A 21784-nucleotide genomic window follows, 5' to 3' on the forward strand; every position below is an offset into this window, starting at 1 on the left:
TGAAAATTATGTATTTTAAAAAATTATATTCCGTACTGTTGTTGTTTGCCGGGCTTGCCGTTTTTGGGCAGCAAAGCCCCATACGCACCAGTATCGATTCTACAAAGATAAAAATAGGCTCACAGGCAAACCTTACCCTAAAGGCTACCGTTACCGCTAAAGACCGTGTAAACTTCCCTGAGGGGAAGGTATTCGGGCAGCTGGAGGTGCTGGAGTCGTACCCGGTAGATACGGTTAAAAAAGGCGGCAACTACGAGCTTGTAAAAAAATACGGACTTACACAGTTTGATACCGGACGCTTTGTAATACCACGCCTGCCGGTAGTCATCAACAAAAAAGTTGTACAGACCGATTCGCTCCTGCTTGAAGTGGCTGCTGTAAAAGTTGATACCCTTAAGCAAAAGATGTATGATATTAAGCCGATATCAAAAGCGGAATCTGAAAATACATGGCTGTGGTGGCTACTTGGCATTGTGCTGTTAATTGGAGCGGGCTTTGCCGTGTGGTGGTTCTTTTTCCGTAAAAAGAAACCGGTAGAAAAGAAAAAGCCCGAGGTAGTGATAACGCCCATAGAAAAGGCTACATCGCAACTGCAAAACCTGGAAAAGAAAGACCTGCTGCAACAGGGCGCAGTAAAGGAATACTACAGCGAACTGGCCGATATTGCCCGCCAGTATATAGAAGAAGCAATACACATTCCCGCTATGGAAAGCACCACCGGCGAACTTATAGAAGCCATGCAGCGTGCCGCCCAACGCAAAAAAATGCCGCTACGCCCCGAAACTTTTGAGCAGCTGGAGCAGGTACTGCGCACCGCCGATATGGTAAAATTTGCCAAAAGCAAGCCGCTTGATTTTGAAATAGCTGAAGACCGCAGCCGTATTGAAAAAACCATAGTGGTAATAGACCGCAGCATCCCCGAGGAAAAGCCCGAGGATGAAGACCATACCCAGCGCTGGCTCGAAGCCCAGCGTAAAAGGAAAGAGGAGAAGCGTAAGCGTGTTATCCTCTGGTCGTCGGTAGGTGGTGTGGGTGTTATCCTTATCGGGTTGTTCGTGTTCTTTGGAGTGAGCGCCGTAAAAGAAACCTTATACGGCACGCCTACTAAAGAGCTGCTGGAAGGTCAGTGGATAAAAAGCCGCTACGGCGCACCGCCGGTAAGCATTGAAACCCCCGAAGTCTTAAGGCGGGTAGACCCGGCAACAATTTTACCTAAGGAAACCCTTGCGGTATTTAAAGACATGTCGGTATTTATGGAAGGCGCGCCATTTAGCGATTTCAGCATATCTGTGTCGACCCTTCTGCTAAAAGAACCAAGGGAAATAGACCTTGAGCAGATAAGCGAGGGCGTTATAAAAACATGGGAGGCACAGGGTGCGAAGGACATACTGCTAAAATCGGAAGAGTTTAAAACCGATGCGGGCATTACCGGTCTGCGTACGTATGGCACCATGAGTTTCCCTGATCAGCTTACGAAACAGCCCAAGCGCATGTATTATGAACTCTATTTCTTTAAACAGGACGGCGGCCTGCAGGAGGTAAACGTTATTTATAAAGAAGGCGACGCTTATGCCCCGCAGATATTGGAGCGTGTAAAAAATTCTATTGAACTTAAGGTCCCGAACCAATAATATGAACGATGTAACTTTTTTAAACCCCGGGTTTTTCTGGCTTTTTACCCTGCTGCCACTGGCAATAGGGTGGTACATCTGGAAACGGAAACAACAAACTGCTTCGCTTACCATACCTACGGTAAACGGGTTTAAGGCAGCGCCGTCGCTGCTGGCTAAGCTAAAACCGGTGCTGTTTGGCCTGCGGTTACTGGCGCTGTCGTGCATTATAGTCGCGCTTGCCCGGCCCCGCAGTGTAGATGTAAGCAGCAAAAGCCACACCACAAGCGGTATAGATATTGTTATGGCGGTAGACGTATCGGGTAGTATGCTGGCAAAGGATTTAAAGCCTAACCGTATGGAAGCCCTTAAGGATGTGGCCGAAGAATTTGTAGGTAACCGTCCTAACGACCGTATTGGCGTAGTGGTGTATGCCGGGGAAAGTTATACAAAAACCCCGGTAACCAGTGATAAGGAGCTGGTTAAACAGGCTATAAAATCTATAGCGTATGACGACCAGGTGCTGGAAGACGGTACCGGTATAGGCGTAGGGCTTGCAACGGCCATTAACCGCCTTAAGGAAAGCAAGGCCAAAAGCCGTGTAATCATACTGCTTACTGACGGTGTTAATAACAATGGCCAGATAGACCCACGTGCCGCCGCCGACATTGCAAAACATTACGGCATTAAGGTATATACCATAGGCATAGGTACTAACGGTAAGGCAATGTTCCCCTATGCTAAGGATGCGGTTACAGGCAAATTTCAGTACCGCATGATGGATGTGCAGATAGACGAGGCCCTGATGAAACAGATAGCCAAAACTACCGATGGCACTTACTTTAGGGCGACCAGCAACAGCAGGCTTAAAGAAATTTATGACCAGATAAACAAGCTGGAAAAAACCGAGATAGAAGAACAGAAGTTTTATAATTACGACGAAAAATTCCGCCCGTGGGTGTGGGCTGCCTTAGGGCTGCTGCTCGGGGAGGTTATCGCCCGTAAAACACTTTACCGTAGCTTTATATAATTATGTACGAGTTAGACGAACCAAAATATTTATACCTGCTTGCAGTAATCCCACTGCTGGTACTGCTGTTCCTTTTTAACCTGTGGTGGAAAAGGCGCAAACAGCGTGAGTTTGGCAACCCGGAGCTGGTTAAGAAGCTTACGGCTGAAAGTTCGGTATTTAAGCCCGCGCTTAAGCTTACGGTTGTGGCCTTGGGCATAGCAGGCGTTATCCTCGCCCTGGTAAATCCAAAAATAGGCACGCGTACCGAAACCGTAAAACGTGAAGGGGTGGATATTGTTTTTGCTGTTGACGTAAGTAAAAGTATGCTTGCCGAAGACGTTGCCCCAAGCAGGCTTGAGAAGGCCAAGCAAATCGTATCGCAGGTCATCAACAACCTGGGGAGCGACAGGATAGGCATCATTGGCTATGCAGGGAGCGCATACCCGGTACTACCCATCACTACCGATTATAGCGTGGCAAAAATGTTCCTGCAGAGCATGAATACCGATATGGTTTCCAGTCAGGGCACGGCGATATCTGATGCCATAAACCTTGCTTCAACTTATTTTGATGACCCTCAAACGAGCAAGCTCATCATATTAATATCAGATGGTGAAGACCACGGCGAAGGCAGCGAGGAAGCCGCCGCCGAAGCACAGAAAAAAGGCATCAAGCTGATAACCGTGGGTGTGGGTACCGAAAACGGCGGGCCAATACCGCTTAAAACCAACGGCCGCTTACAGGGTTATAAACAGGATAACAATGGCGAAACTGTGATTACCAAGTTGTACCCTGATGCGCTTAAAACCATTGCACAACGCACTAAAGGCGGCTATGTGTATGGAGGTACTACTAAAGAAGTGAGCGACTATGTAAAAAACGCGCTTAAGAATATTGAGAAAAAAGAATTTGAATCGAAAGAAATAGCACTGTATGAGTCGCAATTCCAGTGGTTTCTGGGCGCGGCATTGTTATTGCTTTTCTTAGATATATTTTTATTGGACCGTAAAACGGCATGGATAACAAAACTGAACCTGTTTAACGAAAAAGAGTAATGAAGAATCTGTTTACAGCCTGCCTTATGCTGGTTACTTTGCTTGCTTTTTCGCAGAAAAAGGAAGCGGTAAAAGACCCTAACCTGCCAGAAGGCAACACGGCATTTGAGTCGAAAAATTATACGCGGGCCGAAGAGCAATACCGTATTTCGGGCAGTAACGCTCCCGGTGTGGCTAAGTCGTCCTATAACCTGGGTAACGCCATTTACAGGCAAAAGAAACCGGCTGAATCGGTGTATGCATACGCCGAGGCGGCAAAGGTAGCCAAGACCAAGGAGGAAAAGCACAAGGTATTACATAACCTGGGCAATGCCTTTATGGAGATGAAAAACTACCAGGAAGCCGTAGAAGCTTATAAAAACGCGCTGCGCAACAACCCGGCAGACGACCAGACGCGCTACAACTATGCCCTGGCAAAAGATATGCTGAAAAAGAACCCGCCAAAACAGCAGCCACCGCCTAAAGACAATAAAAAAGACGACAAAGGGGGCGGGGGCGACAAAGACCAGAAGCCAAACCAGAAAGACGATAAAGATAAAGGCGATAACAAAGACAAAAAGGACAAGGGCGACAGCAAGGATAAGAACGACCAGAACAAAGATAAAGGCGACCAGAAGGATAAGGATAAAGGCGACGGCAAAGATAAAAAAGAACAGGGTCAACCCGAGCCTAAAGGCGGCAGCCCCGACACCGACCGTATGGAACGCATGCTGGATGCCATAAATAACCAGGAGAAAAACGTTCAGGACAAGATAAACGCACGCAAGGTGCAGGGCCAGAAAAGGCCAACAGAAAAAGACTGGTAAAACCCGATTTATAATTGTATTTAATTCAGGTTACGGAAGAACTGAAACTATGAAAAAGTATTTAACCATACTATTATTTTTAATGCTCCAGGGGCTTTATGCCCAGGTGGAATTTAAAGCCGTGCCCAGCCGTACCAAAATAGGCGTTAACGAAAAGGTGCGTGTTGAGTTTAGCATGAGCCAGGACGGCGACAATTTTGTACCGCCTTCTTTTCAGGGGTTTGATGCCTCCGGCCCCGGGCAGATGATAAGTAACAGCTGGGTAAACGGGGTGCGCAGCTTTAGTAAAAGCTATACTTACGTGCTTATGCCTAAGGCAAAAGGAACGTTTACCATTGGCCAGGCAACCATAGAAATTGAGGGTACGGTTTATAAAACGGCACCATTTAAAATTGTAGTGGGTGATGCCGTGGCTAACCCTAACCCGCAGCCAAGGTATGACCCGTTTGACCCGTTTGGCATGAGGCGGCGCCAGCAGGAGCAGGAGCCTGAACCAACAGTAGAAAAACCTAACGAGGGCATACACCTGGTGGCTGAGGTGCAAAACACAAGCCCTTATGTAAACCAGCCTGTTAATGTGGTATACAAGCTTTATGTAAGCAATACTACCAGTGTTAGCAGCTTTATGGAAAAGGAGAGCCCTAAGTATAACGACTTCTGGAGCCAGATAGAAATTGTAGATGGCCGCCAGATGAAAGTACAAAACGGTACGTATAATGGACAGCCGGCACGCTACGTGGTTTTGCGTAAGGCGGTGCTGTACCCACAAAAAAGTGGCAGGCTGCAACTGGAGCCGTTGGTGGTAGAACTTAATGTGCAGGTGCCCTACGGTCCACGCGATTTTTTTGGGCGCCAGGCCCTGCGCGATGTTAAAACTACCGCTACAACAGGAAAAAGGTATATTAATGTAAGGGCGCTGCCCGAAGCCGGTAAGCCGGAAGATTTTAGCGGTGCAGTGGGCAATTTTGACTTTAGTGTCGTTCCGGGCAAGACTACAAGTACCAACGGAGAATCAATACAGCTTGAGGTAAAAGTAAGCGGTAAGGGTAACCTGAAACTGCTTTCGCTGCCCAAGCCTGTAGTGCCGCCGGCATTGGAAATGTATGACCCGGAACATAAAGAAGACGTAAAAGTACCGCTAACCGGAATGACAGGCAGCGTAAGCGATGTATATACCCTGGTGCCAAACGCCAAGGGCAAGTACCCCATAAAGGCGATGTCGTTCTCATGGTTTGACCCTTCAACCGGCAAATACAAAACCAGGACATCGGACGAGATAATGATAAACGTGCTTAACGTTCCCGTTAGTGCGGCAACCGCTTCGGCTAAAAACGTGTCGGGTAAGCAGGAGGTAACGGCTACAGAACACTTCCGTTATGTGGCTACTAAAACATCGCTTAGCGCAATGGGTAAAAACGACTTTTACGGGTCGGGCGTGTTCTACACGCTGCTGTTGCTGCCGTTTGCATTAATCCCGGCGGTAATACTTATCAGGCGTAAAAAAGAAGCGTATGACAGCGATGTGGAGGGTAACAAAATACGCACTAACAATAAACTGGCGAAAAAATTCCTTACCGCGGCTAAAAAAGAACTGGGCAACAAGGAGCCGTTTTACCTGGCACTGGAAAAAGCGCTGCACAATTTCCTTAAGGCCAAGCTGCGTATAGAAACCAGCGAACTGAGCCGGGATAATATCAGGGAGTTACTCCTTTCGCGAAAAGCGGATGCCGATACGGTAAATGATTTTACACGCATTATGGATAACTGCGAGTTTGCCCGTTACGCGCCGTCATCAGGCACCGCTATGCAGCAGGATTATGAAAGCGCTGTGAGTGTGATAACGAGGCTGGAAAAGCAAATGGGATAGTTTTTTTTACCACAAAGGGCACAAGGTTTTTTTCACAAGGGCCACAAAGCTGTGCGGATAAGATAAAGAGCACAAAGCTGTATGTAAGTTTTGGACGTCCATACAGCTTTGTGTCGCTCCACCGCAGGTGGTTTACCTTGTGTGCTTAGTGTAATCTTAGTGCACCTTGTGGTAAAAAATAAATAGCGGTAAAAGAAGAAAATATATGACAGAAAATGAAATAGCAAAACTTGTTTACGATTGCTCTTTAAAAGTTCACAAAGCTTTAGGCCCCGGACTTTTAGAAAGCGCTTATCGCGAATGTCTTTGCTATGAACTTTTCAAGACCGGGATTTATGTTGAGAAAGAAAAGCCACTGCCATTGGTCTATGAAGAAATACGGCTTGATGTGGGTTACAGGATGGATATAGTTTTAGAGAATAAGTTTATAATTGAAGTAAAATCGGTAGAAGAATTACATGATATACATTTGGCTCAATTGCTGACATATTTAAAGCTGTCGGATTATAGATTGGGATTACTGATTAACTTTAATGTTTTATTGATTAAAGACGGAATACGCAGGGTTATAAACGGATCGTTATAATGAAAAATTTAGCATACATAGTATTTTTTATAGCACAGTTTGCTTTCGCCCAAAACTTTGAGCAGGGCAACGCCTTATATAAAAAAGCAGATTATAAAGGCGCAGCAGCACAATATGAGGGTATTTTAAAACAAGGCAAGCAATCGGCTGAGGTGTATTTTAACCTTGGTAATGCCTACTATAAAATGGACAGCGTGGCACCGGCCATTTACAATTATGAAAAAGCGCTCCTGCTTAACCCGGGCTATAAAGATGCGGAGGTAAACCTCTCTTTCGCGCGCAAAATGACGATAGACGATATCAAGGCTACACCCCGTGTAGGCTTTTCTAAAATGCTCTACAACGCAACAGGCAACTACCATTACAACACCTGGGCATGGATATCGGTATCCTTCTCGGTGTTATTCCTGCTGTTGTTCATTGGCTATTACCTGGCGGGTACTACACTCATCAAGCGCATCTTCTTTATAGGTATGTTTGTGGCGTTATTTGGGCTGGTAGTAAGCATTGGCTCGGCGGTATACGTAAAGTCGCAGAAATCGCTCGAAAACTACGCCATCATCTATCCCGAAGTTGTAACCCTGAAAACCGAACCCCGCGAAGCCGCACAGGATGCCTTTATACTGCATTCCGGTACCAAGGTAAATGTACTGGAAACCGTTGACAGCTGGAAGAAGGTAAAACTAGCCGACGACAACATAGGCTGGATACAAAAACACGACATAAAAGAGATAAACGATGAGCAGCTGTAAAGCTGCTTTTTTTTGCGGCGTGAATTAATTTTTAGCCAAAACTAAAAATTGTTTTTCAAGAATTGATATTTTCATTACATTTGTTGTTATTGCTAATATAAATGACACATTCTGAAGAGAATTACCTTAAGATAATTTACCACCTTTCGCAACAATCTAACAAGGGGATAAGCACCAATGCCATTGCGGGTGTGATGGAAAGCAAGCCGTCATCCGTTACCGATATGGTGCAGAAGCTAGCCGATAAGGGCCTTGCCGACTATAAAAAATACCAGGGCGTCTCGCTAACACCCGAAGGTATGCACGCCGCGCTGATGATAGTGCGCAAGCACCGCCTGTGGGAGGTGTTTTTAGTAGATACGCTGGGTTTTAGCTGGGATGAGGTACACGACGTGGCCGAGCAGCTGGAACATATAAAATCAGACAAGCTGATGGACAAGCTGGACGATTTTCTGGGTTTCCCCACCGAAGACCCGCACGGCGACCCCATACCTGACCGGCATGGCAAGGTAACCGAGATTGATAAAAAGCTTTTGTCTGAAATACCTGCGGGAAAACAGGTTATCTGCGTGGGTGTGAAGGACAGTTCACCTCCCTTTTTACAGTACCTGGATAAGCAACAAATTTCACTGGGTTCGGTTATCGAAATACTGGGCAAGGAGGATTTCGACCTTTCGGTAAACATTCGGATAAAAGATAAAACACTAACGGTTTCTAATAAAATTGCCGCCAACCTTTTTGTAAAACAGTTGTAATAGCTGCCTATGGAACACAAGAATTCGCATTCGCTTGAAGAAGTTCACGAGTCGGTTGCCGTGGGTGCAAATACCTCGGTCTGGAAAAAAATCCTCGCCTTTTTTGGCCCCGCTTACATGATAAGTGTAGGTTATATGGATCCCGGTAACTGGGCTACCGATATTGCCGGGGGCAGCCAGTTTGGCTACAGCCTGCTATGGGTACTGCTTATGAGCAACCTTATGGCCCTACTGCTGCAAAGCCTCAGCGCCCGCCTTGGTATAGTTACCCGCCGCGACCTCGCACAGGCCTCGCGCGAAACCTACCCAAAGTCGATAAACGTGATACTCTATATTTTTGCCGAGGTAGCCATTGCCGCCTGCGACCTTGCCGAAGTGCTGGGTATGGCCATAGGGCTTAACCTGCTCTTTAAGCTACCCCTGCTGTGGGGTGTGAGTATAACAATGTTTGATACCTTCTTACTGCTGTTCCTTATGAATAAGGGCATCAAGAAAATGGAGGCGTTTATTATAGGGCTGATAAGCATTATTGGCCTGTCATTTTTAGCCGAAATGTTCTTTGCGCAGCCCGATGGAGGCGAAATGCTTAAGGGCCTGGTACCGTCGTTACCCAATACCGCCGCCCTGTATATTGCCATAGGTATTATAGGCGCTACGGTAATGCCACACAACCTGTACCTGCATTCATCGCTGGTGCAAACACGTAAGTTTGACCGCACCTTTGCCGGGATAAAGCAGGCTATAAAGTATAATTTTATCGATTCGCTGGTGGCGCTTAACCTGGCATTTTTTGTAAATGCCGCCATACTGATACTCGCCGCGGCCACCTTTTTTACAAACGGACTGCATGAGGTTGCCGACATACAGGACGCGCACAAGCTGCTCGAACCCATGCTGGGCAGCAGTGCGGCTGTACTGTTTGCGCTGGCGCTAATTGCCGCCGGGCAAAGCAGCACCATAACCGGTACCCTGGCCGGGCAAATAGTTATGGAAGGCTACCTTAGCCTGCGCATACAGCCTTGGGTGCGCCGCATTGTTACACGCCTTATTGCCATTGCCCCGGCGTTTATTACGATACTGTATTTTGGCGAAGAGTCCACCGGAGATTTGCTCGTACTGAGCCAGGTGGTACTGAGCCTTCAGCTGGGTTTTGCGGTTATACCGCTTATACATTTTGTGAGCGATAAAAGCCGCATGAAAGAGTTTACCATAGGCACCATGACCAAAATAGGGGCCTGGGCCATAGCCCTGGTTATTGTGGGGCTTAACGCCAAACTGGTTTTTGATGTTATTAAAGACTGGATAACAGACAGCGATAACCCTGTTTATATCTGGGTATTTGTAGTGCCGGTTGCCGTGGGTGCGGCAATATTGCTGCTGTACATAACCATTGAGCCCTTTATACTAAAAGGTAAGGCTACTGCCAGTATTGTGCCGCACTTAACGCCGGCCGCAATTAAGCACCTGCCGGAGCGGCAGTTGTATAAAAACATTGCCATTGCGCTCGACTTCAGTAAAATTGATGGGCAAACCCTGAGCAGCGCGCTGCAATTGGGCGGCAAAGAGGCAAATTACACACTCTTACACATAGTAGAGACCGTTGGCGCCATGCTGCACGGCGACCAGGCGCAGGACCTTGAAACCAGTACCGATATGGACTACCTGAACCGCTATACCGATAACCTTAAAGAGGCAGGATATACCGTTAATGCGCAGTTAAGCTTTGGAAGTCCTAAAAAACAGATACCTAAAGTAGTTAACGCAGGTAATTTTGATATACTAATACTGGGCGCGCACGGGCACAGCCTTTTTAAAGACCTGGTATTTGGCACTACCGTAGATGCCGTAAGGCATAAGGTAAAAATACCCGTACTGATTATAAAAGATGGCAAATAGCCTTAAAGCCGAAGGCCATAAAGTTGTAAAGTCTTACATTTCTATGGGGAACGGTTTTGGTTAAGTGCTTAAACTTGTTTGGCTTAAACAAATTATTGCGTAGCCTGCTGCCATTCGCCAAACGATTTTTCAAGTGTTTGTGTAAATACATCCACTTCCTGTGCCCCTGAAATGGCATACTTGCGGTTAAACACAAAGAACGGCACACCACGCACGCCTATTTCCCGGGCTTCCTGCACATCCATTACCACATCCTGAAAGAAAGCGTCGCTGCTCATTTCTTTGGCAAGTTCATCGGTATCAAGGCCCAGGGCTAGGGCAATTTCGGTAAGGGTATTAGCATCATCTATGTTTTTACCTTCGGTAAAATAGGCTTTAAAGAGCGCTTCTTCGGCCTCATTTTGTTTGCCGTATATCTTAGTATAGTGCAAAAAGCGGTGGGCGTTAAAGCTGTTGGCCGGTATGGCTCTATCAAAGTCAAATTTTAGCCCGGCATCGGCAGCCATGTTAGCTACATGGTCGTTAAGGCCCTGTGCTTCTTCCACAGAAATGCCTTTGTGCTCTGCAAGGAACTGGTGTATGTTTTTTGTTGGGTCGGTTTGCAGTTCCGGGTTCAGCAAAAAGCTTTTCCACTCTATTTCTATATTTTGGCTGTTGCCAAATTCTGCCATGGCTGCCTCAAAACGGCGCTTTCCGATGTAGCAGAACGGGCACATAACGTCGCTCCAGATTTCTATTTTCATGTTTAAATTCTATTAAATTACTCCTATCCCCGGCCATCTATTCGGAAATCCCGCTAGCTATAGGGACAGAAAAAGCAGCTGCAAAGATAGTATATAAAAAAACGGACCAGTAATTTACCGTCCGTTTTTAAACTGCCCTTTTAAATAGCGCTATTTTATCAAGGCAGGCTGTACCCATTTAAAAATGTGACTCTCCTGCGGTATTACAATCCTTTCGCTTATGCGTGCCATCCTGTCCGGAAGTTTCATAAGGAAGTCGCGGGCTTTTTCGGCTTCTGCCGTAAGGCCGGTAATTTTGTCTATCTGCCATTTTTCAATCAGTTTGCGCAGTATGTCTACATAATCGGAAGCAGTATATACACCTATACGCTGTGCAGAATCAGAAAACTGCTCAAAGGCGGTGCTTATATGTTGGCCACTTTCGCGAAGGAAGTGCGCAGGCATTACTATCTTTTGCTTCATCATGTATTGAAAGGCAAGCATCATTTCGCTGGGGTCTACCTGGAAGATGCGGTCTACAAACTCGCTATAGGCCATGTGGTGACGCATTTCGTCGCCGGCTACAAGGCGGCACATTTTGCTCAGCTTTTTATCGCCATACTGCTTAGCCAGCTGGCTCACACGGTTGTGCGAAATATACGTAGCCAGCTCCTGGAAGCTTGTGTACACAAAGTTTTTATACGGGTCGCGGTCGGTACCTATATCAAAACCATCATTTATAAGGTGCTGTGTGGTCATTTCTACCTCGCGCATGTTTACACGGCCGCTTAGGTATAGATATTTGTTCAGCAGGTCCCCATGCCGGTTTTCTTCACCCGTCCAGTTGCGCACCCATTTGCTCCAGCCGTTTCCGCCATTATCTATCTGGTTAACGCCTTCTACGTCCATAAGCCACGATTCGTATGTAGGCAGGGCCTCTTCGGTTATCGTATCGCCTACAAGCACTACCCAAAAATCATAGGGCAGGTCTTTGGCTATTTCGCGTAGTTCCCTAACCTCTTCAAAAAAGGTTTCGTTTTGCGAATCGGGCAGCAAATCAGTAGGCTGCCATATTTTTTCCACCGGGATAAGATATTCCTCAACAAAGGCATCAATGTTCTTTTCAAGGAACTGCATCACCTCCAGGCGGATGTTTTTTATAGACATAGTATATATTAATTTTTTATTCCTTGTATAACCGCGTTTTCTACCCTCTCTATAACCTCGTTAAAAGGAATGTCTTTTACAGCAAAAGGCTCATGGACTGTAAATGTTATTCGGCTGCCCAGCCCCAGGGGGAACATGCCAAAGCGTACTACCTTCCATGAATTGTTAATGCTGACAGGTACAATATACGCCGAAGGTGCAAATTTACATAATATTTTAAGACCGTTTTCACTAAACTTCTTAGGTTCACCTGTTTTGCTGCGTGTGCCTTCGGGGAATATTACCGCCGAACGGTTGTACTGCTGGATGTATTTTGCTATCCCCATAATAGCGGGCAGCGCCTGCTTAGGGTCTTTACGGTCTATAAGTACACTGCCGCCGTGGCGCAGGTTAAAAGATACACTGGGTATGCCCTTGCCTAACTCTTTCTTGCTGATAAACTTAGGGTGAAATTTTCGCATAAACCAGATGATGGGCGGTATATCATACATGCTCTGGTGGTTTGCTACGATAATGAGCGGCACACCCGCAGGGACTTTTTCTGTACCCGTAAATTTTACCGGGCTACCTAATATAAGCAAACACCGTACCAGGCCGCCATTAAGTATGTCTACGCTTTTTTTATGGGCCTGGTAGCCAAAAACTTTCAGGCAAAACCACTGAATAGGGTGGAAGATAACCAGCAATAAGCCGAATACCAGGTAAAAAAGCACCGTTAAAGGATAAGACAGTATCTTTTGCATTCCCTTTTTAAAAATTCGCGTAAAAGTAATGCCTTTTTTCGGAATTGTAAAAATAAATACTATGCAGGCATAAGGAAGGCGGATTTGAAAATTGAAAAATTTGTACGGCTTTAAACATTTTGGCTGTTGCAGGATGCCTTTCCTGAATTTTCCAACTTACTACTTTGTGGTATAAAAAAACCACGCGTTGCGGCGTGGTTTATACATTTCAACAGCGTTTCTTAGCAAAACTCGTCGTAAGCGTCTTTAAGGTTTTCTGCTATCATTTCGGCAGGGCGGCCTTCTATGTGGTGGCGCTCCAGCATGTGTACCAGCTCGCCATTTTTAAACAGGGCCATACTTGGCGATGACGGAGGGAACGGGAACATAAGGCTGCGGGCCTCATCTACCGCATCCTTATCTACACCGGCAAAAACCGTAATAAGGTTGCTTGGTGTTTTAGCGTTGTCAAGGCTCATTTTTGCGCCCGGGCGTGCGTTACGCGCAGCGCATCCGCAAACCGAGTTAACCACCACAAGGGTAGTACCTTCTTTAGTTATTTCATTTTTTACCGCGTCGGCACTAAATATTTCTTTGAAACCAGCGTCAGTAAGCTCTGCGCGCATTGGTTTTACCAGTTCTTCAGGATACATAACAGTATTTATTAAAGTTAATGCTGCAAAGATAGGTATTTTAGATTTAAAAATATAAATGTATCAATTTTTATTACAGAATGAGAAAGCCGCTGAGCTACTGAGCGGCTTAGCTGCTGAGCCCGCCTGACAACAATTCAAAATTCAAAATAATCTTCGCAGCAGCGCCTTTACAAACAACCCTTTCGGGCAGCGCCAGATTACGCCAAGGTCTTCCGCAAGCGAAGTTTCTTCATCAAGGAATTTAAAGATGGGTGCGGCATCACCTCTATGGAACATGGCCGAAAATATCGTGCTTCCTTTTTCATTAGTACGCGCCAGGATATCTAAGAGCAGCAAATCGTACAACCAGAATTTTCTTTTTTTGTGAAATTTTGTAAAGTCTTCTTTCGTCTGGAGAAATGAAATCAGCTTGCCTGACAATTTATCGCTGTTTTTAAACGTGTAACCCGTACTGGCCTTCGTCCATCCCCCGGCAGAACCTATATGCAGGATATTTTTAGTATTTTGTTTCCAGAATTTATACGACGTCATCGGTATACTACCGCGCTCTTTGTCGATAATTTCATATTCGGTAGTGCCCAGGTTTTTCAGGTAGGAGGCAATCGCCGCTTCATATTCTTCTACAGGTAGCAAATCTTTACTAAACAGCGTATATTCTACAATCGCTTCTGTCGCGCTAAAGGGCAGCACATACATAAAGCGGGTGTTGCCTTTTTGGGCGATGCTAAAATCCATAAAAGTGGGCACACCAGCATTAAACACCGGAATAGCTGTTTTTACATGCCACCCGACAAAATGCTGCTGCAATACCGGGTACTTATGTTGCGAAGCAGGAAGTTCGCGCTTATAAATACTGTTGAATAATTTATCACAGGTATAGTTCCTGGCTTCGGTTTTTACCAAAACCTGCGTGCCGTTGTCCTGAAAATCCACCACTTTTTCCCGGGCAAAGGTTATATTAGGATGCTTACGTAATTCAGTTAAAACAAAGCTGTAAAAATCAGCTGCCCGCACCATCTTGTAGTGGTAGCCACCAAAATCAAGCTCCCGGCTAAAGTCAGCATTCTTAAATAATGCTGTTTTCCAGTTGCGGAACATGATTTCGTCCCAGTTGCCATTACCTCTTTCCCAAAAGCACCAGGTACGGTCGTTCGCTTTCTTTTCGTCGGGGTCGATAAGCAATATATGCTTATCAGCAAAGCGGCCTGAAACAGCCATTTTGTAGGCTGTCATCAATGCTGCCAGCCCTGAGCCCGCAAAAATGTAATGGTAGTGCTTCATTTTTCCAAAATTACTAAAATTATCCCGCAATTTTTGTGAGGTTAAGATACTGTAACCGCTTTTAAATCCGTTTATTATTTAATAGATTTGTAGAGAAGCGGTTGCGGTTTTTTAATTCTTCAATCTTCAATTTTTCAATCTCATGATCAACAAGCGTATACTCATAAAAAACCTGCTCGCCCATAACGACGAGAGCAGTTTTTATGACAAAAAGCGCCAGCTGAACCTGCACACTAAAGAGGGAAAGGGCAAGTTTGTAAAGCACATCTGCGCCCTGAGCAACAGCAACCCCACTAACAACAGCTACATAGTGGTAGGCGTGGAAGACAATGGCAACGAGATAACCGGCACCGACTTTTATGACGACTCCCGCATACAGAACCTGGTGAATGCCTTTTTGGTAAACCCCCCGCGTATCCAGTATGAAAACGTACCCTTTCCCCACCTGCATAAAGATAAAGTGGTGGGGCTGGTTACCATAAGCCCAAACGGCAAAACATCATACTTTAAAAAGAATGTGCATACCATACCCGCCGGGGCTGCATTTGTCCGTCGCGGTAGTAACTCTATGCCTGTTGAAGCCCTGGTGCTGGAACCCAATTACCAAAACGAGCAAACGGTTGCCTCGATAGAGAACGGTTCGCGCAACAGTATAGAATACACTCTGGAGGGCGTTATTGACTTTATAAACAACCGCCACCGCGACATGAGCGCTAAGTATAAGGTGTTTAAGGAACTGTTTATAGTGTGCTGGGCAGGCCACAAAAAGGTGGTTAAGGGCCGTACCTACTTTAGCCGCGTAGATATTGAGTTGATAAACGAACAGGTAAAGCTTTTTTATTCCGCACTGGATGAGGTTAGCATAGAATATACCGATGATACCTTTAGCATTACCGAATATGTGGCGCTGGGGCTAAACGATAAAACCAGCTACTACCCGCTGGAACAGGTAAGCATACGCTTTAGCGATAGCGGCGACTATAAAATAGAATCGCAGCTGTTGTTCGACCCGCCGCAGTACAACCGCAAGATGATGCACCACATTTATAATGCCCAGCTGGCACTGATAAACAAGCTTGCAAAGGGCCTGCCCTTAACCACAAGGGAAGAAAAAGATCTTAACAACCTGCCCAGCACACTGATGATTTGCCACCTGAACGGTTTTGATGATGCCAAGCAGCGCCTTGCAGATGCTAAGCCCCTGCTTAAAGCGGTTGCTGACCCCGCCGTGTATATCTCCTTTAAAGAAGCCATGCGGATATTGCGGAAAATGAAGTATGATGGGGCGGTGATTTAATCTTTTTTGACTTTCACGTCAGCGGATATTTTTCTGTATTTTTCTAACTCATGTTCTGACGCAGAATAGCGAAACAAACCGGTTCCATATTCTATTTTTAGAATATGTAATTCTTTTAATAGCTTAAAATTTATGTCGTCGTCATTATAATATGAGAAACTATCCAGGTTTTTATAAAACCAGTTTTTCCAAAAATTTATATCGTTTTCACTAACTTCATAAATGGCCCCAAGATAGTTACCATCAATAAATTTTGCACTGCGCCCTGAAAGATTATTCAGCATTTCTACCTTTGACGATAAATCGAAAACTTTATTGCCGTCCTTTTTAAATTGGCTTTCTATCACTGTAATATAATTATACACCGCTTCTGCTACAGGATTTGGTGAATTTATCTCGACCTTTTGGCTATGGCAGGGATTAAAAAATGAGAGAAATAGAAAATAGAAAGTAGCTTTCATAACTGCAATATAAAAACGGCACCCTAAAGTGCCGCTTAATTTTATTATCTCTTAATCAGTTTATAATTCCCTGTGCCTTTATCGGTAGCTACTTTTACCAGATATAAGCCGGGGCTTAATGGGTGCGTGTCAACTGCATTAGCACTGCCCGATGTTAGGCACAACCTGCCGTTAAGGTCGTATACCTGTACTGACTGTAAAGTGCCATCGTTAACGTCAATATTCAGCCTGTCGTTTACCGGGTTAGGGTATAGCCTTATATTTTGGTGTGCAAAGCTATCAGTGCCCGATGTTTCTTCAACCACCTCGGTACTGCAGGTATTGGTTATAACAGGTTCGTTAAAGTCAAAATAAATGGCTGCACTGCCCAGTATAATATCACCCACTGCTATCGTAGCTTTGGGCTTTACACGGTAGGTAATGTAGCCATGGCTACTGGGCTCATCGGCATCGCTGTGGGGCAGGTTGATGTTGTTAAACATATAGGTAAGGGCGTTACCGTTGCGTGCTCCATTACCATTGTGACTGGCTGACACAGGAATAAATGTATTCCAGTCAAGATTTTCATCCAGTTCCTGTTCTATTATTACGCGGGCAGCAGGTGCCGTACCTGTATTTTGAAAGCGCACAGTATAGGTTAAATAACCGTCGGCTTGTTCAGGGGTAATTTGGGCACCTTCATGAACTATAATATCATTAGGGTCAAAGGAGTTTACAAAAATTTGTGTAAGTACAGTTGTATTATCTGCTACTAAATCATCTGTATAATTTATATGTGCTGTTGTAGTAGTTACATCACCACTATTATTAACGGGTGGTGCATGTGCCTGTAATGTAATGGTGTGGTATTCTTCCCATAGCGGAGCCAATGCCCCAATGTTAATGATTGTATTACCAGACAGAAGTGTAAAACGCGAGGTGTTGTAATTAAAGGTAACCGTCTGCGCGGCTGTAACAACATTACCTGTGTTTTTTACTTTTACAGTATACGTAGTTAAGTTGCCGGGCCTTAACTGCACTGCCCCAACGATGTCAACGGATAGATTTTCAAACGGTTCGCCTGCCATCTGTATACAAAAATCAGGCGCATTAAAATTGGTTTCACTGGCAGTAAACGTATATGTCTCTGTAACCTGAACCGGTGCAGCAAAGCCATTTGGTAATACAGGTACAAAACTTACAGTGTATGTACCGGCCTCAGGAAAACGATAGTTATAACGCCCATTTAAATCTGTATATACAGAAGCGTTAACACCATTTCCTGTAATATGTATTTCTGTATTAGGCACAGCAAAGTCATCTTCGTTACAAATACCGTTGGCATTGGCATCAAAGCGTACATAACCTGTAATACTATAGTTATGGTCAATAACAAAAGCTGCAGGCCCATTCCAGTCACTGTAGCTAATATTAATATCTGAGGTACAAACCCGCCTTACAAAACCATAATACAATCCGTCTTCAAGATTGTCAACAACAACGGTGTTTCCTGTTATTTGTGTTCCGGGTGTATCGCCTGGATTAAATGGCGAACCGGCAATAAGATATTCAAATGTATTATCAGCGCCTCCTGACCATGATAACGTTACTACACTATTATAAGTATTGGCAGTAAATGTGGGGGGTGGTAGACATTCTGATTCTCCCTGGCAATTTACTGTTCCTGTAAATAGCGACGAGCCCTGCTGCCCCTGGCCGGCGGGCTTTTGGTATAATAACTGCCCAAATGAATTAACTACAGAAATACCTATCTCTGACGAAAATGAGCCACCTGTATTCCAGTACAGTTCAAACGGCAAACCGTCGCACAGGGGTACACTAATAGTACTTTCTGTTCCGGCACTTAAAGCAAGCGTTGCTACTACCGTATTATTTTGTAATACAGACATTGTATTGCCTCCCCAGCCGTCGCCAAAGGAATCACTTAGTAAAAACTGGTAATTACACTGGTTTTCAGGCGCGCAGGACATGCAAAACATATAGGGTCCCGCCCATATACTCTGGCTGTTTTCATTACATATTGACCGTACATAATATTCATAGCAGCCATCGGTAAGGCCTGTTATAATATAAGGGTTTGCGGTTACAGCTACACCCATACCCGTTGGTGCTGTACCTGCCGCTACTACTTCCACTTCCCATGCCGTTGCCGCGCCTGGATCAGTCCAGCCCAAAGTGGCTGTGGTTTGCGTTATGTTTGTGGCAATAAGGTTAGTGGGGGTGGCGCAAACATGAGAGATGTTAATGTTATCAACTGCGGCAGGAGGATTGATGCCGGCGGCAAAATCATTTCTCCATTCAAATATCAGCCTGCGGGTGGTGCCTGCAAATGGAAGTATATTTATAGTTGCGGTATGGGTTGTCCATTCAGGATTTGCCGCAAAATTGCCTGCTATTTGCTGTGCAGAATTTGCCGATGTTACCTGCACACCCGGCATGGGAGTATAAGTTGCCGGAGCCAGCCATACGCGCATATAATCCCATTGTTCCTCGCCCATGCTTTTCCAGTCAAAGCTAACGGTTATGGTATTGGTGCCTGCAGGTATGGCAATATCTTTATACGCATGTACGGTAGATGATGATGTAAAGGTATAAGCATTACTTGTACCTTGGTTGTTAGTTATATACAAAGACGATTCAGAGTTGTTTGCGGTGGCCTGGCCTACAACCCACTGATTTGCCTGGGTACCGTTAGAAAACACAAAGCCTTCATCGGAATTTTCAAATGTTGCCGTGAAAAAACTTACAGGTGTCTGGGCTTTTGCCAGCACCCCTATACAAAGCGCTAATAGCAATAAGATTTTTTTCATGATTAGTTGATTAACAGTTTATAAAAGTGTTTCAATTATTCCTTAATCAATTTATAACTCCCTGTCCCTTCATCGGTAGCTACTTTTACCAGATATAAGCCGGGGCTTAATGGATGCGTATCAACTGCATTAGCGCTGCCCGATGTTAGGCACAACCTGCCGTTAAGGTCGTATATCTGTACTGACTGTAAAGTGCCATCGTTAACGTTAACATTCAGCCTGTCGTTTACCGGGTTAGGGTATAGCCTTATATTTTGGTGTGCAAAGCTATCAGTGCCCGATGTTTCTTCAACCACTTCGGTACTGCAGGTGTTTGTAATAACGGGTTCGTTAAAGTCAAAATAAATGGCTGCGCTGCCCAGTATAATATCACCCACTGCTATCGTTGCTTTTGGCTTTACGCGGTAGGTTATAAAACCGTGCCCCGTTACCTGGTCATCAGGCGTGGAGAACGGCAGGTTAATATTGTTAAAGCTAAAGGTAAGGGCATCGTTATTCCGTTCAGCGTCATAGGAATGGCTGGCTGTTACCGGCTGAAAGCTTGCCCAGTCGAGATCTGCGTCCAGCTGCTGTTCCACTACCACTTTTTGTGCAGGGCCGTTGCCCGTGTTTTCAAAGCGTATGGTGTAAGTAAGGTAACCGGCTGCTTGTTCTAACAGTATTTCCTCTCCCTGGTGCACGGTGATGTCGTTAGGGTCAAAAGAGTTTATAATGGTCTGTACCACGCTATACACATTGTCATCATTGTTATCATCTTCAAATTCTAAAGATGCGGTAAATGTTACAATATCCCCGCCATTGTTTACCGGAGGTACTGCGGCAAGCAATGTAATAGTATGGTTAATAACCTCAAACGGGTCTATATCGCTAAAGGTAAATGCCAATGGGCTGCTGCCTGTTGCCGCATCACCGTCTATACTCTGTAGTGTAAAACGTGTAGTATCGAACGTAAAGGTTGCGGGTGCACTTGCTACAGCCGTGGTTCCGGTGTTTTGCACGCTAAATAATAGGGTGGTAGAGAAACCCGGTACTGTTTGCCCGGTAGGGGTAACGGTTACACTAAGGTTATTTACGGGGTTTTCTGGCTGCGGAATGCAAAAGCCCGGGCCAGCCACGGTATTTCCTGACAGCGCGGTAGTATAAGTGGCGGTAACAGCCTCCGGCGAAACAAATCCGGCGGGTGCTACAGGTGTAAAGGTTACGGTATACGTTTCTCCCGGCGCCAGGTAATAGCTGTATTCGCCATTAGCATTGGTATAAACAGACCCCGCATCGGCGCCGTTTACTGCAACTTCTATTTCCACGTTCGGCACACTGGTTTCGGTGCTGCTGCAAATGCCGTCGCCATCGGTGTCAAAATGCACTGCGCCCCGCACGGCAGTATAATTTTCGCCCACACAAAAGTTAAGCGGCCCAGACCATGGGCTTGCGCTTTGGCCATCGCACACCGCCCTTACGTAGTAGCTGTAGCAGGTATCGGGAGTAAGGCCGGTTATTATATAAGGGTTTGTTGTACTAATAGTGCCTGCACCAGTAGGTACAGTGCCTGCGGGCATCACCGCTATTTCCCATGTGGTGGCAGTAGCAGCTTCTGTCCAGCTTAGCATAGCGCCAGTAAGTGTTATTTCGCTTACTACAAGGTTTATGGGTTGTGGACATGCCGGTGCTATCATAACATTATCTACAAGCCAGCCGTGAGCATTGTTGCCCGTACCTACAAAGGCTATGTAGCGTTGCTGGCCGGTTTGTTCAGGGGGTATGGGTACGTTTATTTCAGCGTAGGTATTAAATACAGGGTTAAGCTGTGTACCATTCCATGTTGCCAGTTCTATAAAAGTTGAGATATTGGTTGGGTCTGTGCCTATCATAACCTTATACGTTCCTTCATTACCGCCGCTTAAAAGTTGCGAATAAAAATGTAAGCCTGCATTGGTTGGAACGGTAAAAGCGGGGCTTATAAACCAGTCTTCCGCTACCGTTCCGTTTGTCATGGGTTCGCCAGGGAGGTAGGCCGCATAACTTCCCTGGTAGGCAGGTGTTTCGGCACTATCAGCAGCCACTTGCCACATTGCCGCCGGGCCTGAAACGTTAAGAATGCTCCATCCTGTAGGGCCTAAGCCGGGTACCCAGTTGCCTTCAAAGCCTTCGGTTGCTAATTGCGCATAGCCCGAAAATGATAGTAAACCTAGCAGTAATAGTAGTTTCTTAATCATTATGTGTTGGTTTTTAATAAGTTTAGTGTGCTGGTTTTTTTAGGAAAAGTATAATACAATACTTCTCTGCAAAATACTAAATTTACGTTTTGCATTAACAAACACCACCTTAATAT

General features: G+C 45.4%; 18 protein-coding genes. 10 read left to right on the forward strand and 8 right to left on the reverse strand.

Annotation, left to right across the window (positions count from 1 at the left end; genetic code table 11):
* Positions 1-8: 8 nt before the first annotated feature.
* The 9 genes from ACLI09_RS15000 to ACLI09_RS15040 all read left to right on the forward strand — a co-directional run bounded on the left by ACLI09_RS15000 (position 9) and on the right by ACLI09_RS15040 (position 10339).
* Positions 9-1631, forward strand: a complete 1623-nt coding sequence (locus ACLI09_RS15000; protein WP_411420484.1) for a hypothetical protein — start codon at positions 9-11, stop codon at positions 1629-1631.
* Between the two features lies 1 nt (position 1632).
* Entirely contained in the window at positions 1633-2640 is a 1008-nt protein-coding gene (locus ACLI09_RS15005) for a vWA domain-containing protein (RefSeq protein WP_411420453.1), read from the forward strand.
* Positions 2641-2642: 2 nt separating this feature from the next.
* Complete coding sequence (locus ACLI09_RS15010; RefSeq protein ID WP_411420454.1) at positions 2643-3677, forward strand: VWA domain-containing protein; 1035 nt, start codon at positions 2643-2645, stop codon at positions 3675-3677.
* A complete protein-coding gene (locus ACLI09_RS15015) occupies positions 3677-4483 on the forward strand; it encodes a tetratricopeptide repeat protein (RefSeq protein WP_411420455.1) in 807 nt (268 codons plus the stop codon). The genes ACLI09_RS15010 and ACLI09_RS15015 overlap by 1 nt, the downstream gene beginning before the upstream one ends.
* A 49-nt stretch (positions 4484-4532) precedes the next feature.
* A complete protein-coding gene (locus tag ACLI09_RS15020; protein WP_411420456.1) occupies positions 4533-6350 on the forward strand; it encodes a BatD family protein in 1818 nt (605 codons plus the stop codon).
* A gap of 205 nt (positions 6351-6555) precedes the next feature.
* A complete protein-coding gene (locus ACLI09_RS15025; protein WP_411420457.1) occupies positions 6556-6936 on the forward strand; it encodes a GxxExxY protein in 381 nt (126 codons plus the stop codon).
* Positions 6936-7688, forward strand: coding sequence for a tetratricopeptide repeat protein (locus ACLI09_RS15030; protein ID WP_411420458.1), 753 nt, complete (start codon positions 6936-6938; stop codon positions 7686-7688). The genes ACLI09_RS15025 and ACLI09_RS15030 overlap by 1 nt, the downstream gene beginning before the upstream one ends.
* Before the next feature lie 101 nt (positions 7689-7789).
* On the forward strand, positions 7790-8443 hold the full coding sequence (locus ACLI09_RS15035) for a metal-dependent transcriptional regulator (RefSeq protein WP_411420459.1): 654 nt from the start codon (positions 7790-7792) through the stop codon (positions 8441-8443).
* Positions 8444-8452: 9 nt separating this feature from the next.
* Entirely contained in the window at positions 8453-10339 is a 1887-nt protein-coding gene (locus tag ACLI09_RS15040) for an Nramp family divalent metal transporter (RefSeq protein ID WP_411420460.1), read from the forward strand.
* A gap of 92 nt (positions 10340-10431) precedes the next feature.
* On the opposite strand, the gene ACLI09_RS15045 is transcribed toward ACLI09_RS15040, so the two are convergent.
* The 5 genes from ACLI09_RS15045 to ACLI09_RS15065 all read right to left on the reverse strand — a co-directional run bounded on the left by ACLI09_RS15045 (position 10432) and on the right by ACLI09_RS15065 (position 14887).
* Positions 10432-11082 (reverse strand): DsbA family protein, encoded by a 651-nt coding sequence (locus ACLI09_RS15045; RefSeq protein ID WP_411420461.1) that lies wholly within the window; start codon positions 11080-11082, stop codon positions 10432-10434.
* Positions 11083-11232: 150 nt separating this feature from the next.
* Positions 11233-12228, reverse strand: a complete 996-nt coding sequence (locus ACLI09_RS15050) for an acyl-ACP desaturase (protein ID WP_411420462.1) — start codon at positions 12226-12228, stop codon at positions 11233-11235.
* 8 nt (positions 12229-12236) lie between these two features.
* Positions 12237-12971, reverse strand: coding sequence for a lysophospholipid acyltransferase family protein (locus ACLI09_RS15055; RefSeq protein WP_411420463.1), 735 nt, complete (start codon positions 12969-12971; stop codon positions 12237-12239).
* A gap of 221 nt (positions 12972-13192) precedes the next feature.
* A complete protein-coding gene (locus ACLI09_RS15060; protein ID WP_411420464.1) occupies positions 13193-13603 on the reverse strand; it encodes a BrxA/BrxB family bacilliredoxin in 411 nt (136 codons plus the stop codon).
* A 144-nt stretch (positions 13604-13747) separates the two neighbouring features.
* On the reverse strand, positions 13748-14887 hold the full coding sequence (locus ACLI09_RS15065; RefSeq protein ID WP_411420465.1) for a lycopene cyclase family protein: 1140 nt from the start codon (positions 14885-14887) through the stop codon (positions 13748-13750).
* Positions 14888-15029: 142 nt separating this feature from the next.
* Here ACLI09_RS15065 and ACLI09_RS15070 point away from each other — a divergent pair, with 142 nt between their 5' ends.
* The gene (locus tag ACLI09_RS15070) at positions 15030-16184 is read left to right on the forward strand and encodes an ATP-binding protein (RefSeq protein ID WP_411420466.1); all 1155 of its coding nucleotides are present in this window, start codon (positions 15030-15032) and stop codon (positions 16182-16184) included.
* Here ACLI09_RS15070 and ACLI09_RS15075 read toward each other — a convergent pair.
* The 3 genes from ACLI09_RS15075 to ACLI09_RS15085 are packed head-to-tail and all read right to left on the reverse strand — an operon-like array spanning position 16181 to position 21668.
* Positions 16181-16645 carry a hypothetical protein gene (locus tag ACLI09_RS15075; RefSeq protein WP_411420467.1) on the reverse strand — a complete coding sequence of 155 codons (465 nt, stop codon included), beginning with the start codon at positions 16643-16645 and terminating at the stop codon, positions 16181-16183. The genes ACLI09_RS15070 and ACLI09_RS15075 overlap by 4 nt on opposite strands.
* Before the next feature lie 44 nt (positions 16646-16689).
* Entirely contained in the window at positions 16690-19455 is a 2766-nt protein-coding gene (locus tag ACLI09_RS15080) for a T9SS type A sorting domain-containing protein (RefSeq protein ID WP_411420468.1), read from the reverse strand.
* A gap of 35 nt (positions 19456-19490) precedes the next feature.
* Positions 19491-21668, reverse strand: a complete 2178-nt coding sequence (locus ACLI09_RS15085; RefSeq protein WP_411420469.1) for a choice-of-anchor J domain-containing protein — start codon at positions 21666-21668, stop codon at positions 19491-19493.
* Positions 21669-21784: the final 116 nt, after the last annotated feature.

It is taken from the genome of Flavobacterium sp. RHBU_24, from assembly GCF_046613695.1.
GTDB lineage: Bacteria > Bacteroidota > Bacteroidia > Flavobacteriales > Flavobacteriaceae > Flavobacterium.

Coding starts and splice junctions, on each gene's coding strand:
- ACLI09_RS15000 (WP_411420484.1), top strand. CDS start 9: ATGTATTTTAAAAAATTATATTCCGTACTGTTGTTGTTTGCCGGGCTT.
- ACLI09_RS15065 (WP_411420465.1), bottom strand. CDS start 14,887: ATGAAGCACTACCATTACATTTTTGCGGGCTCAGGGCTGGCAGCATTG.
- ACLI09_RS15040 (WP_411420460.1), top strand. CDS start 8,453: ATGGAACACAAGAATTCGCATTCGCTTGAAGAAGTTCACGAGTCGGTT.
- ACLI09_RS15010 (WP_411420454.1), top strand. CDS start 2,643: ATGTACGAGTTAGACGAACCAAAATATTTATACCTGCTTGCAGTAATC.
- ACLI09_RS15050 (WP_411420462.1), bottom strand. CDS start 12,228: ATGTCTATAAAAAACATCCGCCTGGAGGTGATGCAGTTCCTTGAAAAG.
- ACLI09_RS15030 (WP_411420458.1), top strand. CDS start 6,936: ATGAAAAATTTAGCATACATAGTATTTTTTATAGCACAGTTTGCTTTC.
- ACLI09_RS15085 (WP_411420469.1), bottom strand. CDS start 21,668: ATGATTAAGAAACTACTATTACTGCTAGGTTTACTATCATTTTCGGGC.
- ACLI09_RS15060 (WP_411420464.1), bottom strand. CDS start 13,603: ATGTATCCTGAAGAACTGGTAAAACCAATGCGCGCAGAGCTTACTGAC.
- ACLI09_RS15020 (WP_411420456.1), top strand. CDS start 4,533: ATGAAAAAGTATTTAACCATACTATTATTTTTAATGCTCCAGGGGCTT.
- ACLI09_RS15080 (WP_411420468.1), bottom strand. CDS start 19,455: ATGAAAAAAATCTTATTGCTATTAGCGCTTTGTATAGGGGTGCTGGCA.
- ACLI09_RS15005 (WP_411420453.1), top strand. CDS start 1,633: ATGAACGATGTAACTTTTTTAAACCCCGGGTTTTTCTGGCTTTTTACC.
- ACLI09_RS15025 (WP_411420457.1), top strand. CDS start 6,556: ATGACAGAAAATGAAATAGCAAAACTTGTTTACGATTGCTCTTTAAAA.
- ACLI09_RS15075 (WP_411420467.1), bottom strand. CDS start 16,645: ATGAAAGCTACTTTCTATTTTCTATTTCTCTCATTTTTTAATCCCTGC.
- ACLI09_RS15045 (WP_411420461.1), bottom strand. CDS start 11,082: ATGAAAATAGAAATCTGGAGCGACGTTATGTGCCCGTTCTGCTACATC.
- ACLI09_RS15035 (WP_411420459.1), top strand. CDS start 7,790: ATGACACATTCTGAAGAGAATTACCTTAAGATAATTTACCACCTTTCG.
- ACLI09_RS15070 (WP_411420466.1), top strand. CDS start 15,030: ATGATCAACAAGCGTATACTCATAAAAAACCTGCTCGCCCATAACGAC.
- ACLI09_RS15015 (WP_411420455.1), top strand. CDS start 3,677: ATGAAGAATCTGTTTACAGCCTGCCTTATGCTGGTTACTTTGCTTGCT.
- ACLI09_RS15055 (WP_411420463.1), bottom strand. CDS start 12,971: ATGCAAAAGATACTGTCTTATCCTTTAACGGTGCTTTTTTACCTGGTA.